The following is a 16,755-nucleotide window of genomic DNA, read 5'->3' as shown; positions in this document are numbered from 1 at the left end:
CCTAGTTCCTTTCCACCGCCGATTGAAGCGGCTTTTGACAATCCATCGGCCGCGCCGACCCTGCAGGGTTAATAGGCATATTCCATGAATACCGGTTCGATCGAGCCGCCCCAGCGCGTGTGGTAGGCCGACAGCATCTCCTCGGCGCTGGTGGTGCCGCGCGCGACGACTTCGTCCAGCGTGTTGAGGAAAGAGGTTTCGTCATAGCCGTCGCGGTTTTTCCTGCCGCGATTCTTCAGTCCCGTGCGCGAGATAGCAAGCACGTCGCGGGCAATGTCGCGCAGCGTGGTGTTGCGGAAGGGCGCGGAAATGCCCAGTTCGGGCACGGCATTGCGCATCGCCAGCACTTCTTCATAAGTCCAGCTCGCGGTCAGCGCCTCGGCGGCATCAAGCGCGGCCTCGTCATAGAGCAAACCGACCCAGAAGGCCGGCAGCGCGCAGATGCGCCGCCACGGCCCGCCGTCGGCGCCGCGCATTTCCAGAAAACGCTTCAGCCGCACGTCCGGGAACAGCGTTGACAGATGGTTCGCCCAGTCGCCCATCGTCGGCAGTCCGTCCGGCACCTCGTTGCGCGCGGCCCCCGCCATGAACTGGCGGAAGGTGATGTGCGTCATGTCGTGATAGTGGCCGTCGCGGATGACGAAATACATTGGCACGTCGAGTGCCCATTCGACGTAGTCGGCAAAACCGAAATCGGGCGAGAAGCAGAATTCGAGCAGGCCCGAACGCCGGTTGTCTGTGTCGCGCCAGATATCGCCACGCCAGCTCTGCAGCCCATTCGGCCGGCTCTCGGTGAAGGGCGAGTTGGCAAACAGCGCCGTCGACAGCGGCTGCAGCCTCAGCGACACCTGCATCTTACGGCGCATGTCGGCTTCGCTCTCGAAATCGAGATTCACCTGGATCGTGCAGGTCCGGTACATCATGTCGAGGCCCTTGGTGCCGACCTTGGGCATGTAGCGCGTCATGATCTCGTAGCGCGATTTCGGCATTTTCGGCGTCTCGGCCAGCGACCATTTCGGGCTGCCGCCGAGGCCGAGGAAGCGAATGCCCATCGGCTCGGCGATCTCGCGCACCTGCGACAGATGAGCATTGCCCTCTCGGCAGGTCTGGTGGATCGTTTCCAGCGGTGCTCCGGACAGTTCGAACTGGCCGCCGGGCTCGAGCGAGATCGCGCCCTGGCCGGTCGGCTCGACCAGGCCGATGATGCGGCCGGCGTCCATGATCGGGTCCCAGCCAAGCTTTTGCTGCATGCCTTCGAGGATGGCGCGGATGCCGCGGTCGCCGCCATAGGGCACGGGCGCATTGCCGTCGACATAGAATGGAAACTTCTCGTGCTCGGTACCGATGCGCCATTTGTCGCGCGGTTTGTTGCCTTCGGCCAGGTGCTCGACGAGTTCGTCGATGCCTTCGATCGGCGTGAAATCAGTTGTGTCGCGCGCCATGAGAAGCCCTCTTAGCGCAGGATTCCGAAAATCGACCTCGATCTTCGGAGGGGACCATGCGCCAACCCAAATGCTACAGTGTCCTTTGCCTGTCCGAAAGGACACGGCAGTGCTGTAGGCGGCCGGACGACCGCCGGCGCTAGATGGACGAAATGTCAGTAGGCGATCAAGCGAAAAATCCTGAGCCACACGTCAACAGGAATTGATTGATGGGCAGTCTCGCTTCTCACCGACCAGGATGGGAAGAACCTTACCAGTCGCCGATCGTCGCTTGCATCACCGCCAGTGCGGCGACCGCTGCCGTATCGGCGCGCAGGATCCGCGATCCCAATGGAATGGCCGTCACGAAAGGCAGGGAGCGCAGCATCTTGCGTTCCTCATCGGAAAAGCCGCCCTCCGGTCCGACCAGCAGGCCGTGCTTCCTCTCCCGCACGGCCTGCAGCGCCGGCAGCGGATTGTTGGTCGACGCATCCTCGTCGCAAAAGATCAGCCGGCGCTCCTTGTCCCAGCCGGCCAGCAGGCGTTCGAACTTTTCTGCTTCGCGCACCTCTGGCACCGCCAGGATGCCGCATTGCTCGGCGGCTTCAATGACGTTGGCGCGCAGGCGATCGATGGAAGGTTTTGCTACCTGCGTATGCTGGGTGATCACCGGCTGAAGCACGCCGGCGCCCATCTCGACGGCCTTCTGCACCAGATAGTCGAGCCGTCCCTGCTTCAGCGGTGCGAAGCAATAGACGAGATCGGGTAGCGGCGGTTGCGGTCTTTGTGGCTGCAGGACCCTGAGGCGCACAGCCTTCCTGGATTTCGCGGCGATTGCCGCCGACCATTCGCCGTCGCGGCCATTGAACACAAGGATTTCCGCCCCTTCGCCGAGCCGCAGCACATGCATCAGATAATGGCTTTGCTGCTGACCGGCATCGAACTCGATGTCTGGTCCGAGATCGTCAGACACGAAAAGGCGTTGCATCTTGTAATTGGCGCGCATCGCCGAGGAATGGGCGAGCCGGTCGTTGTCGTCAAGATATGCATCGCTTCAAAGACGACACAGCGTTGTCGGAATAGCGATGCCGGTTTGTTGTGCCATCGCGCACTCTGGGCGCAGGGCAACGCGGGTCGGAGGCGTTTGGGGTGGACAAGATTACACAAGGCAGCTGCCTGTGCGGCGCCGTCGGCTACGAATTGCATGGCGAATTGCGCCCGGTCGTTGCCTGCCATTGCAATCAATGCAGGAAGGCCAGCGGCCACTACGTTGCCGCCACACAAGTCGAACAGAAGCGCGCGACCATCACGGGCGATACGCTGCGCTGGTACAAGTCTTCGGAGCATGCCGAGCGCGGTTTCTGTTCGGTATGCGGCGGCAACCTGTTCTGGCGTCGCTTCGACAGCCCGTTCATCTCCGTCTGGGCGGGCACCATCGACGGCAAGACCGGCCTGAAGATGGAAAGTCAGTTGTATCCGGAATGCGCCGGCGACTATTACGACCTGCCGGCGGTGCCCGTGATCCCGCAATCCGAACTGGAATAAACGGTCAGGCCGCCCAGACCGGGCGATATCCGGCGCGAAGCACGGCGACGCTTGTCGACGGCGTGATCAGGAAGGGATCGGCGATCCCTGGAGCGTCGAGGCTGACTGGCGGCTGATAACCACCGAAACTCCAGGGCAGCGCGCAACCGTCACGAAGCGCGTAAGGCTTGTTACCCGAGGAGATCATCGTTCCATCCGGCAAGCCTGCAAGTGTCTCCGGACTGAGCCCGGTCGCACGCCCTCCCGATGCAAGCCGCTCCTTGTGCAGCCGCTTGTCGACCTGCGGTGCTCGCGGTTCGGCGATGCCGAATGCGTCGCCGAACCGTTGCACAAAATCCTTCGCCCGTTCGCGCTGGCAGAAGAAGCAGGGGCGGTGGCCGGCGGCAAGCGCGGTCACTTCGTCCAGGAAGAAAAGCTCGGTCCAGCCGGCCTTTCCGCCCGGCCGGTTTCGGCCCATCGGCTCGCGCCGCACATTGCGGAATTCGCACACGCAGATGATCCAGGCCTGAAGCGCCCAGCGCTTTTTCAAGAGCGTCCTGGTCTCCGGGTCGTGGATGATGCCGCGATTGCCGGTGAATAGACCACGCTCGGGTACGGCGTGGATAGCGCCAAACGGGTCGACCCGGTTTTGCAGTGGCATAGCTTTCTCTCCGAATGGGCATCTTGGCTGTGATGCTGGCGGCATGATATCGATCGCACCATCTTTTTCATGTCAGCAGGGTTTTGCGATGCGGGTGCTGGTGGTCCAGAACTACGACAATACTGGCCTCGGTCAGGTCGGCGCCGCTCTTGCGGAAGCAGGTGCCGATCTTGACGTGCGTCTTCCTTACAAAGGTGACCCGCTGCCGGAAGATGCGGCCGCTCATGATGCCATGGTGGTTCTCGGCGGTGGCCAGAATGCGCTGGCTGACGACGACTACCCCTATTTTCCTGCCCTGCTCGAATTGACCCGCGATTTCGCCGAGAAAGATCGTGCGGTGCTCGGCATCTGCCTCGGCAGCCAACTGGTCGCCCGCGCCTTTGGCGGCGAGAACAAGATCGGCGGCGCCAATGAATTCGGCTGGCGCGGCGTGTCGCTGACGCCCAACGCCAAGGCCGATGCCGTACTCGGCGCGCTGCCCGAGAAATTCCCGATCTTCCAGTGGCACGACGACACGTTTGTCCTGCCCGAAAACGCCGTGCGGCTGGCCGGCAACGATGTTGCCGAGAACCAGGCGTTCCGCGTCGGCCGCGCCGTCTACGGCTTCCAGTTCCACTTCGAGGCCGACCGGCCGATGGTTGAGGACTGGAGCACGTCGTTCGCGCCAATCATTGCCGCCCGCCATCCCGACTGGGCCGGCAATCTCGACGGGGAGATGGCCCGCAATGGACCGGACGCCGACGCCGCCGGCCTTGCGATCGCCCGTGCCTGGGTGGCAACCATCTAAACGACCTGTCGCGTCACCCGGCGTGACATAATTGGCACGCGGCGGTGAATCCGCCGGGGAAAACGTCGTTCATCCTTGGAGTGTGTCTGCTTGCTGCCCTAGAAGGCACGCGCTCTGCATCGGCCGTGCAACCGCGATGAACCTTTTGTGTGACCCGCGCGACACACCGTCGATACAGAACACACATAGAAGCGCAAAATCGTCGAAACTTTGAGGCGTATTTTTCGTTTCAACGCATTGGTAACCGCCTCATGCACAGATGCAGGAAGCTCAACAAGAGATGACCTCCGTGAAAGCAGCGCTTCTGTCCTTCGCCATGTTGTCCGCGATCGTGATCTGCGGCCTTGGTATCTATGCCGCCGACGCAGCCAACAACCACAACGCCGTCGACGGCTACGGCGTCACCGCCTCGCTTCGCTAGCAAGCGATCTCGAAAGCCGGGATCGGTTTTCGAAAAGATCAAGCGCTACAGCGCTTTAACCTCGTTTACCGGTCATCGACAGGATACGTTTATCCGCGCCGTCCACGACGAGCGCGGTAAGGTTTCCTGACTGCCAGGCGAGGGTGTCGACATTGACGCGGTTGGCCATCACCTCGGCTTCCGGCACGGGTGTGTGGCCGTGCACCACGATCTTCGGATAGAGACCGGAATGATTGTGGAAGACGTCGCGGATCCACATCAGATCCTGCTGGTTCTGGTTTTCCAGCGCGATGCCCGGCCTGATGCCGGCGTGACAGAAGAAGAAGTCGCCGAACGTCATTGAAAATGGCAGCGACCGCAGGAAGTCGACATGAGCCTGCGGCACCGCCTCGACCAGCGCCGCGTGGCCCCGCTTTAGCGTTTCCGCCTTGCCGAACCAACTGGCGTCCATGGTCAATGACACGCCATAGGATTCCGCCGTCTGAACGCCGCCATAGCGCATGAACAGTCCCTCCGGATCGGGGACTTTCAGAAAATCGAGAAAGCCGATGTCGTGATTGCCGGCGAGCATCAGGTGGCGCGGGTCGCGTTCGCGTGCTTCGACCAGGAAATCGATCACGCCCTTGGAATCCGGCCCGCGGTCAACATAGTCGCCGAGATGAATCACACGCCAATCGCGAGTTGGTTTCCACTCCAGCTCGCTCTCGATTCGCCGGTGCATCGCTTCCAGCAGGTCCAGCCTGCCGTGCACGTCACCGATGGCATAGAGGCGCACGCCGTCCGGTCCGTGCGCGTCGAGAAAGTGGATGCCGGGGGTCGTCAAGGCCTGCGTCGTCTCCGTGGTCGGACAGTCACCGGACTTTAGCGCCGGAGCTGATCCTTGCCCATGTCGGTGACTAGCCGCTTTCCGCACAAAGCCAGCGTTATGTCCATCTCCTTTCGAATGATTTCCAACGCCTTGGTAACCCCTTCCTTGCCCAGCGCACCCAGCCCGTAGAGGAAAGGCCGCCCGATATAAGTGCCCTTGGCGCCCAGGCAAAGCGCCTTCAGCACGTCCTGGCCGGAGCGGATGCCGCCATCCATATGCACCTCGATCGTGTCGCCGACCGCGTCGGCGATTTCCTCCAGCGCCATGATCGAAGACGATGCGCCATCAAGCTGGCGACCGCCATGGTTGGAGACAATGATCGCATTGGCGCCGGTCCTGGCCGCCATCAGCGCATCCTCCTTGTCGAGAATGCCCTTCAGGATCAGCTTGCCGCCCCAGCGCTCCTTGATCCAGGCGACGTCCTTCCACGACAGGTGCGGATCGAACTGCTCCGTCGTCCACGAAGCCAGCGACGCCACATCGCCGACGCCCTTGGCGTGGCCGACAATGTTGCGGAAGGTGCGACGCTTCGTGCCGGCCATGCCCATCCACCAGCGCGGGCGCATCGCGATATCGGCGATGTTGGTCAGCGTCATCTTTGGCGGCGCCGAAAGCCCGTTGCGCACATCCTTGTGGCGCTGGCCCAGAATCTGCAGGTCGAGCGTCAGCACCAGCGCCGAGCATTTCGCCGCCTTCGCCCGGTCGATCAGGTTCAACACGAAATCCTTGTCGCGCAGCACATAGAGCTGGAACCAGAACGGCTTCTTCGTCACCGAGGCGACATCCTCGATCGAGCAGATGCTCATCGTCGACAGCGTGAACGGCACGCCGAACTCTTCCGCCGCCTGCGCCGCCAGCATCTCGCCGTCGGCGTGCTGCATGCCGGTCAGGCCGGTCGGTGCCAGCGCCACCGGCATTGCCACCTTTTCGCCGATCATGGTCGATTCCAGCGAACGGTTGCTCATGTCGACCAGCACGCGCTGGCGGAACTTGATCTTCTGGAAGTCTTCCTCGTTCGCCCGGTAGGTGCTCTCGGTCCATGCGCCGGAGTCGGCATAGTCGAAGAACATCTTGGGCACGCGCCGACGCGCCAGGTCCTTGAGGTCGGCGATGGTCAGGATCTGGCTCATGGGCTTCCCGTTTCGAGATTAGGAGCGTTTGCGTGCGGGTTCGATATCGGTGGCGTCGGCGCGCTGCCTGAGCCTCAGCCGCGACACGCGCTGCCAGTCGCCGCTGCGCTCGGCCTCGGCCATCGACCGTTCAACATAGGTGATGTGGTCCATCGCGGCCTGGCGGGCGGCGGCGGGATCGCCGGCCTTCACCGCCGCATGGATCGCCCGGTGCTGGGCAAGCAGCGCCTCGCGAGCGCCGGGCACGCTGAACACCAGCAGCCGGTTCTGGAACACGCCCTCCGACAACAGCCGGTAACAGGAGCGCAGTGTGTGCAAGAGGATGATGTTGTGCGCGCATTCGCAGATCGCGTGATGGAATTCGACATCGATTTCGGCTTCATCGTCGAAATCGCCGGTCCGGTCCGCCTCGTCCATGCGCGCCATGATGCGGTCGAGCAGCGCCAGATCGTCGGGGGTGGCGCGTCGCGCCGCGTATTCGGCCGCCACGCCTTCGATCTCGCGGCGGTACTCCAGATAGTCCGTCACCGCCTTGCGGTGCATCGAGATGAGATCCGTCACCGGCTTGGTGAACAGCTGGCCGATGACGTCAGCGACATGGGTGCCGCCGCCGGGGCGCGTCGTCAGCAGTCCGCGCCCTTCGAGCGCCTTGAGCGCATCGCGCAGGATCGGCCGAGACACGTCGAACTGGCGTGCCAGTTCGCGCTCGCCGGGCAACCGGTCGCCGGTGCGCAGCACGCCTTCGAGGATGAGGTTCTCGATCTGCTGCACCACCTCGTCGGCGGTGCGCGAATGCTCGATCCTGGAAAAGATATCGCTCAACGGGGGTGCCTGGGATTGAACCGGTGTCGTGCAAGATAAAGCCTGCGTCGCCAACTGGTCAAATTATTTATCCAATTGGTCGGACGGTGTCGGGTTCATCGCCCGAAGCCATATCATCTTCGGCTAGATTTTGCTGTTTGCGTCACCCGGCTATTGGCCTTAGAGGGACGCGATTGCAAGAGGGTTTCAAGGGAGCCCGGGGGACCAGCCGTGTCAGACGACCCGTCCAATCTCGAATTCCAGCCACGCGCCAAGGGCAGCGTGATGGGTTTCCCAGCGCATGAAGGCCGTCCGGGCGCGCTCGGCGAAGTCCATGCCCGGCCGCATCCGCTGATCGAAAAGCCGCGCGTTCTCATTCAGCTCGCTTTCATGACCGAGGGCGGCTCGGGTGTGGACCATGCGGTGCTTTCCGAGTTGTCGCGCCGGCTCGGCATTGCCGCGCCCGACCGCCAAGCCCGTCACCATGCGATGAAGTGGGGCAAGGGCTCGCTGCGCTGGGAACGGCATACGGAATTCTCGACCTATCTGTGGGAAGGACCGCTGTCCGAAACCGGCAGAACGCAGGAGGATTCGCCCTTCGGGAATGGGTTTTCCCCGCCAGGCACCGTCATTTCCGGCATCAGGCTCGAAATCCGCAAATGGACGGAATTGAGCGAGGAACTGATCTCGGACTTCGACCCGACCAGCCTGTGCTACTCGCTGGTCGAGCGCGGCAACGCAGCCATCGTCACCGACTTCCGTCAGGACGGCGACGGCATGACCCGCATGCTGGTGCTCGATCGTGGCCTGACGCCGGCGCGCACGGGCGCGCTGTCGCAACGGCTGATCGACATCGAGACCTACCGGACGCTCTCCATGCTCGGCTTGCCGCTGGCGTTGACCTTGTCCGGCCGCGCCCGCCGCATTGAGGACAGGCTCGCCCAGACCACCCTTGAGATGAAGGTTGCTGAAACCCGCGACAGCCAGACGCTGCTGGCCGACCTGACCGAGCTTGCGGCGGAACTGGAAGCCGATGCCGCATCCAGCCTCTACCGTTTCGGCGCCAGTCGAGCCTATGACGGCATCGTCGTCGAGCGGCTGGAAGCGCTGGAGGAAGAGGCCGTGCCCGGTTATGACACCTGGGGCGGTTTTCTGCAGCGCCGCGTCGCGCCGGCCATGCGCACCTGCCGTTCGGTCGAGGAGCGTCAGGCCAATCTGTCGCGAAAGCTCACCCGCGCCACCACGCTGCTGCGCACCTGGGTCGACGTCGAGGTCGAGAAGCAGAACCGCGATCTGCTGGCTTCGATGAACAACCGCGCCCGCCTGCAACTGCGCCTGCAGCAGACAGTGGAAGGCCTCTCGGTGGCGGCCGTCTCCTACTATGTCGTCGGCCTTATCGGCTATGTCGCCAAGGGCGCCTCGATCTTTGGCCATGCCTTTGCTCCGGAGATTGTCACCGCGGCCTCGGTGCCGGTCGCCATCCTGCTGGTCTGGTGGGGCGTGCGCCGTGTGCGGCTGATGCACTCCGAGCCCGGCAAGCATCCCGGCGAGTAGTCATTTCCGAAAGCGCGGAAGGCGGATCAGCCAGCGGCAGATTGCCGCTGCGGAAGCTCGTCTCGGCCTTGACGCCAGGCTCTCCACCAAAGCAGGATTTGCAACGGACAGGCTAAACTGGTAAAAGATTTTGACCAGTCAAACGAATGAGGCTGTTGATGTCCGGCCTGGCCATGCCGAAACCTGACGACGCAACGATGCGCCGGCGCGACGAGATCGTCGCCGATATGCGCGTCATCGTGCCGGGCGAGGGCGTCGTCGACGCGACCAATGAAATGCGCGCCTTCGAGAGCGACGGGCTGACAGCCTATCGTCAGTTGCCCCTGGTGGTGGTGTTGCCGCAGACCGTGGCGCAGGTATCCCGTGTGCTGAAGTACTGCAACGACCGCAACATCCGCGTCGTGCCGCGCGGTTCCGGCACCTCGCTGTCGGGCGGGGCGCTGCCGCTCGAGGACGCCGTGCTGCTGGTCATGAGCCGCTTCAACCGCATCCTTGCGATCGATTTTCCCAATCGCACGGTCGTCGCCCAGCCGGGTGTCACCAATCTCGGCATCACCACCGCCGTCGAGCAGGAGGGCTTTTACTACGCCCCCGACCCATCCTCCCAGATCGCCTGCTCGATCGGTGGCAATGTGGCCGAAAATTCCGGCGGCGTGCACTGCCTGAAATACGGCCTCACCGCCAACAACTTGCTGGGCATCGAGATGGTGCTGATGAATGGCGAGGTGGTGCGGCTCGGCGGCAACCATCTCGACGCGGAAGGCTACGACCTGCTTGGCGTGATGACCGGTTCGGAAGGCCTGCTTGGCGTCGTCACCGAGGTCACTGTGCGCATCCTGAAGAAGCCGGAGACAGCCCGCGCCCTGCTGATCGGTTTTCCGACCAGCGAGCAGGGCGGCCAGTGCGTCGCTGACATCATCGGCGCCGGTATCATTCCGGGCGGCATGGAGATGATGGATCGCCCGGCCATCCACGCCGCCGAGGATTTCGTCCACGCCGGCTATCCCTTGGATGTCGAGGCGCTGCTGATCGTCGAGCTCGACGGGCCGGGCGTCGAGGTCGATCACCTGATCGGCCTTGTCGAAGCCATCGCCTACAAGAACGGCTCGACAACGTGTCGCATCTCGCAGTCCGAGCAGGAACGGCTGTCCTTCTGGGCTGGCCGCAAGGCGGCTTTCCCCGCGGTTGGCCGTATCTCGCCAGACTACTACTGCATGGACGGAACAATCCCGCGCAAGGAGCTGCCGCGCGTTCTGCATGGCATGCGCGAGCTCTCCGAAAAATACGGGCTTGGCGTCGCCAATGTCTTCCATGCCGGCGACGGCAATCTGCATCCGCTCATTCTCTATGATGCCAATGTGCCCGGCGAACTCGACAAGGCGGAAAGCTTCGGCGCCGACATATTGCGCCTCTGCGTGAAGGTTGGCGGCGTGCTGACCGGTGAACATGGGGTGGGTGTGGAGAAGCGCGACCTGATGCCGGAAATGTTCAACCAGGTCGACCTGGACCAGCAGATGCGGGTCAAATGCGCCTTCGATCCCAATCATTTGCTCAATCCGGGCAAGGTGTTCCCGCAGTTGCGCCGCTGCGCCGAACTCGGACGCATGCATGTCCACCGGGGGCAGGTGGCATTCCCGGACATTCCGAGGTTTTGAACGGATGCTGTTTCGGCGTCAGACCCTGGAGGCGATTGTGTCGGGCGAGGTTTCGCTCGCTTTCCGCCGCTGGAAGCGACCGACGGTCAAGGCGGGCGGGCGGGTCCGGACGGCATCGGGCGTCGTGCTGATAGGTGGCATCACAACCGTGGACGGCTCTGCATTGACGGAGAAGGACGCGGTCGCGGCCGGCTTCCCGACACGCGCCGCGCTTCGGGAGATGCTCGGTCCTGATGACGGCACCCCGGCCTACCGCATCGAGCTCAATGGCATCGAACCCGACGGGCGCGTCGCCTTGCGCAACGACGCCGTGCTTTCCGACGAGGATTGGCACGCCTTGACCATGCGTTTCGCGCGCTGGGACAAAACATCGCCGGGCTATTTCCCGTCGATCCTGCGGGCAATCGATGCCAACCCGGAAGTGGTGGCTGCCGCCTTGGCAGCCAGGGCTGGGGTCGAGACGCTGAAATTCAAGCAGGACGTCCGCAAGCTCAAGGAACTCGGTCTCACTGAGAGCCTCGATGTCGGTTACCGGCTGTCGCCAAGGGGCGAAGCCGTGCTCGAAAAACTGCGGGAGCACAGGCTTTGACCACCTTCACCCCATCCACATCAGACGAAGTCCAGTCCGCCGTCGCCTGGGCCGTGGCCGAAGAGTCGCCCCTCGAAATCCTCGGGCATGGCTCCAAGCGCGGCATCGGTCGTCCGCTGCAGACCGAACACACGCTCGACCTGTCGAAACTGTCCGGTGTCACGCTCTACGAGCCCGCCGAGCTGGTGTTGTCGGCAAAAGCCGGCACGCCGATTGCCGAGATCGAGAAGCTGTTGGCTGAAAATGGCCAGCAATTTGCTTTCGAGCCGATGGACTACGGCCCGCTGCTCGGCGGTGAGCCGGGGAGAGGGACGATCGGCGGCGTGCTCGGCGCAAACCTTTCCGGTCCACGTCGGCTCAAGGCGGGCGCGGCGCGTGATCATATCTTGGGCATCAATGTGGTTTCCGGCCGAGGCGAAGCCTTCAAGTCCGGCGGCCGCGTCGTGAAGAACGTCACCGGCTACGACATGTCCAAGCTGATGGCCAACAGCTGGGGCACGCTGGCTGTCTTCACGGATGTTACCTTCAAGGTGCTTCCGGCAGCGGAAACCGAAGTCACCCTCGCAATCAGGGGATTGCTTGACGATGCTGCGGCCCCCGCCATGGCATTGGCGCTCGGCTCCAGCGCCGAAGTTTCGAGCGCTGCCCATCTGCCGGAGCGGATCGCCGCGCGTGTCGCCGGTGGTGCGCTTGGCAGCGACGCCGCGACGCTGTTGCGTGTCGAAGGCTTTGGCCCTTCCGTCGCGTATCGTATCGGCGCGCTTAAAACGTTGCTCGGCAATGCCGGGCCGTTGGAAGAGATTTCAGGCGAGGCTTCAGCGGTCATCTGGCGCGATGTGCGCGATTGCAGGCCGTTCTGCGACGGCAGCGAGAAACCGGTCTGGCGGGTGTCGATGACGCCTTCCCAAGGCCACCAGATGGTGTTGACGCTGCGCATGCAGGCCGCTGTCAGCGCCTTCTATGACTGGCAGGGCGGGCTGGTGTGGTTGCGCATGGAAGAGGGCGATCCGGAAGCGGCTCTGCTGCGCGGGCTCCTGAGAAAACATGGCGGCGGCCACGCGACGCTGGTGCGCGCGGCACCCTCTCATCGCGCCGCGCTGCCGGTGTTCGAGCCGCAGCCGCCGGCGCTCGCCGCACTCAGCCAGCGGCTGAAGCAGGAATTCGACCCGAAGAACATCCTCAATCCCGGCCGCATGGCCTAGGACATCCGCGATGCAGACCAACTTTTCGCTTGCCCAGCTTGCCGATCCGCATGTCGCGGAATCGGAAAAGATCCTGCGTAAATGCGTGCATTGCGGCTTCTGCACCGCCACCTGTCCGACCTATGTGACGCTCGGCAATGAATTGGATTCACCGCGTGGACGCATCTACCTGATCAAGGACATGCTGGAAAACGGCCGTCCGGCCGACAAGGAGATCGTCACCCATATCGACCGTTGCCTGTCCTGCCTCGCCTGCATGACGACCTGCCCGTCGGGCGTCAACTACATGCATCTGGTCGACCATGCCCGCGCCCATATCCAGGAGACCTACAAGCGGCCGCTGCTCGACCGCCTGACCCGCGCGATGCTGGCCTTCGTGCTGCCATACCCCCGGCGTTTCCGCGCCGCGCTCAAGCTGGCCAAGTTGGGAAAACCGTTCATTGGCCTGTTCGAAAATATCCCGGCGCTGAAGCCGCTCAGCGCGATGCTCAAGCTCACGCCGGCGTCGCTCCCCGCAGCTTCGCCCATGGCCTCTCCAGGCATCCATCCCGGGCAAGGGACAAAAAAAGGCCGCGTCGCCATCCTTACCGGCTGCGCCCAATCGGTGCTCGATCCCGCCATCAACGACACGACGATTTCGCTGCTGACGCGGCTCGGCATCGAGGTCGTGGTGCCACAAGGCGAAGGCTGTTGCGGCGCGCTCGTGCATCACATGGGGCGGGAAGAGGCCGCCCTTGCCTCGGCTAGGCAGAATGTCGACGCCTGGACGCGCGCGATCGACGAGGGTGGGCTCGACGCCATCGTCATTACAGCATCCGGCTGCGGCACGACGATCAAGGACTATGGCTTCATGCTGCGGCTGGATCCTGCCTATGCCGACAAGGCAGTGCGCGTCTCGGCGCTGGCCAAGGACATCACCGAGTATCTGGCGAGCATCGATCTACCTGAACCCGTGCGCAAGCCCGGTACCGTCGTCGCCTATCATTCGGCCTGTTCGATGCAGCACGGCCAGAAGATCACGCGCCAGCCGAAGGAGCTTCTCGCAAAGGCCGGTTTCATCGTGCGCGAGCCACGCGAGGGACATCTGTGCTGCGGCTCGGCCGGCACCTACAACATCCTGCAGTCCGAGATTTCGACAAAACTGCGCGACCGCAAGGTGAAGAACATCGAGGCGACGGGTGCTGCGATCATCGCCACCGGCAACATCGGCTGCATCACCCAGATCGCCTCGGCGGCAAAGATGCCGGTGGTGCACACGATAAAACTGCTTGACTGGGCCTATGGCGGGCCGAAGCCGGAAGGCGTGATCGAAAGCGGTCTGGTCGCGGCGGAGTAGCGGGACGCCCCTGTGCTTATTCGGCCGCGAGCTTGTCCGGCGTGCCGTAGGTCGCTTCATAGAGCGCGCGCTGGCGGCTGAGTGCCACCATCGTGTTGCGCAGCAGGATTGACACAGTGATCGGGCCGACGCCACCCGGCACCGGCGTGATCCAGGACGCGACGTCCTTGACGCTTTCGGTGTCGACGTCGCCGACGATGCGGTTGGAACCGTCCGGGCCGATCTCGGAATTGATGCCGATGTCGATGACGGCCGCACCTGGCTTGACCATGTCGGCCTTTATCAGCCGCGGCTTGCCGACGGCGACGAACAGCGCGTCGGCGCGGCGCGCGTGGGCCGCCACAGATCGCGTCATGTGATGGCAGACCGTCACGGTCGCGCCTTCGCTCATCAAGAGGAAGGCGATTGGCTTGCCGACGATCTCCGAATGGCCGACGATCACGACCTCCAAGCCCTTGAGGTCGAGCCCCGTTTCCTTGAGCAATTCGACCGATGCGGCCGCCGTGCAGGGCGCGAGGTCAAGCTGGTTGTAGACGATGTTGCCGATCGAGGCCGGATGCATGCCCTCGACGTCCTTGAGCGGATGCACCGCCGACTGCAGCGTCCGGACCGGGATATGCGCGGGCACCGGCCGCTGGATGATGATGCCGGTGACGCGCGGATCGGCGTTCAGCCCGTGGATCGCGGCCTCGAGTTCGGTGGCTGATATGTCGGCGAGAAACCGCCGCTCCTCGAAACCTATGCCGGCGAGCTCCGCCTTGGCGCGCTGGTTGCGCACATAGACGCCCACCGCCGCTGTGTCTCCAACGGTGATCGACACCAGTTTTGGCGGAAAGCCCTCGGCCGTGGCGATCGCCGCGTCCTCACGCACGGAAGCGATGATACGCTGGGCGACCGGCCCACCTTTCAGGTAGCGGCTGTCATCTGACAGGGACATGCTTGGACCTTTGTACGGAAATGTTGCCGCCCCCATAGCAAAAGAATGACGGGAAGGGCAGCATGAAAGCGAACCACCATGCCCCTGGCGCGACGTTCTGGCACAGTCTGGCCCGAATGCAGGTTGATTCCATCAGAAACAGAAAGGGCAACACGGCTTGCCGTGTTGCCCTTTCCTGACCGGCCGCATCCCCATACGGCCCGTCCCCCGTTATTCCTTCGATCTCAGGAAGCAACGCGCTTCCAGCCCAAGTGATTCGCAATGCCGATCATATAACGACCACGGTCGTTCCGACATTGACCCGCTCGTAGAGGTCTACAACATCCTCATTGCGCATGCGGATGCAGCCCGAAGACACCGCGCCGCCGATCGTCCAGGGCTGGTTGGTGCCGTGGATACGGTAGAGCGTCGAGCCGAGATAAAGCGCGCGCGCGCCGAGCGGGTTCTCGATGCCGCCGGCAAGGTAGGTCGGCAGATAGCGGCCCTTGGCTGCTTCGCGCGAGATCATCTCCGCCGGCGGGCGCCATTCCGGCCACTCCTTCTTCTGCGAGATCGTATGCGTGCCGGCCCATTCGAAGCCAGGCTTGCCGGTGCCGACGCCGTAGCGCCGCGCCTTGCCGTCCTTCTCGACCAGGTAAAGGAAATTCTGCGTCGTATCGATAACGATCGTGCCCGGCTTCTGCGAGCCGCTAAAGGCTACTTCCTGCGGCAGGTAGATCGGGTTGATCTGGGGGCGCATGACCATGCGCCTAGCCGGCGCCTGCACGGCCGCCGTCTGCACGCGATCGGGCCGCGCGGTGCGCGGGCGTGGCTGCTGCTGGACGACCTGCCGGTTCTGCCGGACGATGCCGGGCGCATTGCCAAGCTGCAGCACCCAGGGTGCCGAAAGGTCGGGGCTCACCATGACCGGCGGCCTGTCGGCATAACGGTCACCGGCTTTGGAAGGGGTGGCGCCAGCGGCGAGAAGGGCCGCGGCGCTGAGCAGGGTAAGCAAGACTGTCTTCATCGGGACGCACCTTGATCGTCGAACATGCCAGGGCGGAACGTGCCCTCGGTTTCGCGATCATTGGCGGCGAGCAGCAACCGAAACATGAATCGGAATGCGTAAAATGCCGAAGTGCCGGTAAACCTTTTGGTGTGGTTACCGCCGGGTTCAGGAATCTGGTAAAGCCGAAGTAAAGCAGCGCGCAAGCGCCTTAACGAATGGAATTTTGCGATGAACGAAAGCACCGGTCTGCTCGCTGGCCCCGACGGCATCACGCGCTGCTTCTGGCACGGCAACCTGCCGGACTATCTGCATTATCATGACCAGGAATGGGGCAGGCCGGTCGCCGACGACCGCAGGCTGTTCGAAAAGATCTGCCTTGAAGGCTTTCAGTCCGGCCTGTCCTGGCTGACCATATTGCGCAAGCGCGAAAACTTCCGCGAGGCCTTCGCCAATTTCGAGTTCAACAAGGTCGCCGCCTTCACCGACAAGGATGTCGAGCGCCTGCTCGGCAATGCCGGCATCATCCGCCATCGCGGCAAGATCGTCTCGACCATCAACAACGCCAAGCGCGCCCGCGAGATGGTCGATGAGTTCGGCTCGCTGGCTGCCTGGTTCTGGAAGTTTGAACCCGGCAAGGACGAGCGGCCCGAGATCGTCGATCTCGCCCATCTGCGCGCCAATCCGACCACGGCCGTCTCCGTCCGTATTTCGAAGGAGCTGAAGAAACGCGGCTGGAGCTTTGTCGGCCCGACCACGGTCTACGCCTTCATGCAGGCGATGGGGCTGGTGAACGACCATATCGAGGGTTGCGCCTGCCGCGAGCAGGTCGAGAAGGAGCGGAAGGCGTTCATGCGGCCGAAATAGCGGCGGCGATTATGGCC

The 16,755-nt window shown here is 63.3% G+C and carries 17 protein-coding genes; 9 read left to right on the top strand and 8 right to left on the bottom strand.

Features of this window, described 5'->3' with window-relative positions:
* Positions 1 to 68 precede the first annotated feature (68 nt).
* Positions 69 to 1,442: a glutamate--cysteine ligase gene (locus LGH82_RS13270; protein ID WP_227348889.1), complete on the bottom strand. Its 1,374-nt coding sequence runs from the start codon at positions 1,440 to 1,442 to the stop codon at positions 69 to 71.
* A gap of 250 nt (positions 1,443 to 1,692) precedes the next feature.
* Positions 1,693 to 2,427 carry a 16S rRNA (uracil(1498)-N(3))-methyltransferase gene (locus tag LGH82_RS13265; protein WP_227348888.1) on the bottom strand — a complete coding sequence of 245 codons (735 nt, stop codon included), beginning with the start codon at positions 2,425 to 2,427 and terminating at the stop codon, positions 1,693 to 1,695.
* Positions 2,428 to 2,570: 143 nt separating this feature from the next.
* Here LGH82_RS13265 and LGH82_RS13260 point away from each other — a divergent pair, with 143 nt between their 5' ends.
* Positions 2,571 to 2,966 (top strand): GFA family protein, encoded by a 396-nt coding sequence (locus LGH82_RS13260; RefSeq protein ID WP_227348887.1) that lies wholly within the window; start codon positions 2,571 to 2,573, stop codon positions 2,964 to 2,966.
* Positions 2,967 to 2,970: 4 nt separating this feature from the next.
* Here LGH82_RS13260 and LGH82_RS13255 read toward each other — a convergent pair whose 3' ends face one another.
* Positions 2,971 to 3,606 carry a hypothetical protein gene (locus LGH82_RS13255; RefSeq protein WP_227348886.1) on the bottom strand — a complete coding sequence of 212 codons (636 nt, stop codon included), beginning with the start codon at positions 3,604 to 3,606 and terminating at the stop codon, positions 2,971 to 2,973.
* An 88-nt stretch (positions 3,607 to 3,694) separates the two neighbouring features.
* On the opposite strand from LGH82_RS13255, the gene LGH82_RS13250 reads away from it, so the two are divergent.
* Both LGH82_RS13250 and LGH82_RS33315 read left to right on the top strand, forming a co-directional pair.
* Positions 3,695 to 4,393 (top strand): type 1 glutamine amidotransferase, encoded by a 699-nt coding sequence (locus tag LGH82_RS13250; RefSeq protein WP_227348885.1) that lies wholly within the window; start codon positions 3,695 to 3,697, stop codon positions 4,391 to 4,393.
* Positions 4,394 to 4,682: 289 nt separating this feature from the next.
* On the top strand, positions 4,683 to 4,814 hold the full coding sequence (locus LGH82_RS33315; protein WP_264484410.1) for a hypothetical protein: 132 nt from the start codon (positions 4,683 to 4,685) through the stop codon (positions 4,812 to 4,814).
* A 55-nt stretch (positions 4,815 to 4,869) separates the two neighbouring features.
* On the opposite strand, the gene LGH82_RS13245 is transcribed toward LGH82_RS33315, so the two are convergent.
* From LGH82_RS13245 to LGH82_RS13235, 3 genes are read right to left on the bottom strand one after another with little or no spacing between them, the layout of a single operon-like run.
* Positions 4,870 to 5,637: a metallophosphoesterase family protein gene (locus LGH82_RS13245; RefSeq protein ID WP_227348884.1), complete on the bottom strand. Its 768-nt coding sequence runs from the start codon at positions 5,635 to 5,637 to the stop codon at positions 4,870 to 4,872.
* 38 nt (positions 5,638 to 5,675) lie between these two features.
* Entirely contained in the window at positions 5,676 to 6,812 is a 1,137-nt protein-coding gene (locus LGH82_RS13240) for an alpha-hydroxy acid oxidase (RefSeq protein ID WP_227348883.1), read from the bottom strand.
* A gap of 18 nt (positions 6,813 to 6,830) precedes the next feature.
* On the bottom strand, positions 6,831 to 7,634 hold the full coding sequence (locus LGH82_RS13235; RefSeq protein WP_227348882.1) for a FadR/GntR family transcriptional regulator: 804 nt from the start codon (positions 7,632 to 7,634) through the stop codon (positions 6,831 to 6,833).
* Positions 7,635 to 7,844: 210 nt separating this feature from the next.
* On the opposite strand from LGH82_RS13235, the gene LGH82_RS13230 reads away from it, so the two are divergent.
* From LGH82_RS13230 to glcF, 5 genes are all read left to right on the top strand, one after another.
* Positions 7,845 to 9,167, top strand: coding sequence for a DUF3422 family protein (locus LGH82_RS13230; RefSeq protein ID WP_227348881.1), 1,323 nt, complete (start codon positions 7,845 to 7,847; stop codon positions 9,165 to 9,167).
* 158 nt (positions 9,168 to 9,325) lie between these two features.
* On the top strand, positions 9,326 to 10,822 hold the full coding sequence (locus LGH82_RS13225) for an FAD-linked oxidase C-terminal domain-containing protein (RefSeq protein WP_227348880.1): 1,497 nt from the start codon (positions 9,326 to 9,328) through the stop codon (positions 10,820 to 10,822).
* Positions 10,823 to 10,826: 4 nt separating this feature from the next.
* Positions 10,827 to 11,411 (top strand): ASCH domain-containing protein, encoded by a 585-nt coding sequence (locus tag LGH82_RS13220; protein ID WP_227348879.1) that lies wholly within the window; start codon positions 10,827 to 10,829, stop codon positions 11,409 to 11,411.
* Positions 11,408 to 12,613, top strand: a complete 1,206-nt coding sequence (locus tag LGH82_RS13215) for an FAD-binding protein (RefSeq protein ID WP_227348878.1) — start codon at positions 11,408 to 11,410, stop codon at positions 12,611 to 12,613. The genes LGH82_RS13220 and LGH82_RS13215 overlap by 4 nt, the downstream gene beginning before the upstream one ends.
* A 10-nt stretch (positions 12,614 to 12,623) precedes the next feature.
* The gene (glcF, locus tag LGH82_RS13210) at positions 12,624 to 13,949 is read left to right on the top strand and encodes a glycolate oxidase subunit GlcF (RefSeq protein ID WP_227348877.1); all 1,326 of its coding nucleotides are present in this window, start codon (positions 12,624 to 12,626) and stop codon (positions 13,947 to 13,949) included.
* Positions 13,950 to 13,965: 16 nt separating this feature from the next.
* Here the strand turns inward: glcF and LGH82_RS13205 are convergent, their stop codons facing one another.
* Positions 13,966 to 14,886 (bottom strand): bifunctional 5,10-methylenetetrahydrofolate dehydrogenase/5,10-methenyltetrahydrofolate cyclohydrolase, encoded by a 921-nt coding sequence (locus tag LGH82_RS13205; RefSeq protein ID WP_227348876.1) that lies wholly within the window; start codon positions 14,884 to 14,886, stop codon positions 13,966 to 13,968.
* Positions 14,887 to 15,154: 268 nt separating this feature from the next.
* Positions 15,155 to 15,892 (bottom strand): L,D-transpeptidase, encoded by a 738-nt coding sequence (locus LGH82_RS13200; protein WP_227348875.1) that lies wholly within the window; start codon positions 15,890 to 15,892, stop codon positions 15,155 to 15,157.
* A 210-nt stretch (positions 15,893 to 16,102) separates the two neighbouring features.
* On the opposite strand from LGH82_RS13200, the gene LGH82_RS13195 reads away from it, so the two are divergent.
* Positions 16,103 to 16,738, top strand: coding sequence for a DNA-3-methyladenine glycosylase I (locus tag LGH82_RS13195; protein ID WP_227348874.1), 636 nt, complete (start codon positions 16,103 to 16,105; stop codon positions 16,736 to 16,738).
* Positions 16,739 to 16,755 lie beyond the last annotated feature (17 nt).

Origin of the sequence: Mesorhizobium sp. PAMC28654, assembly GCF_020616515.1 — a bacterium.
GTDB lineage: Bacteria > Pseudomonadota > Alphaproteobacteria > Rhizobiales > Rhizobiaceae > Mesorhizobium.
The sequence above is the reverse complement of the archived record's forward strand: the minus strand, read 5'-3'. Positions and strand labels throughout refer to the sequence as shown.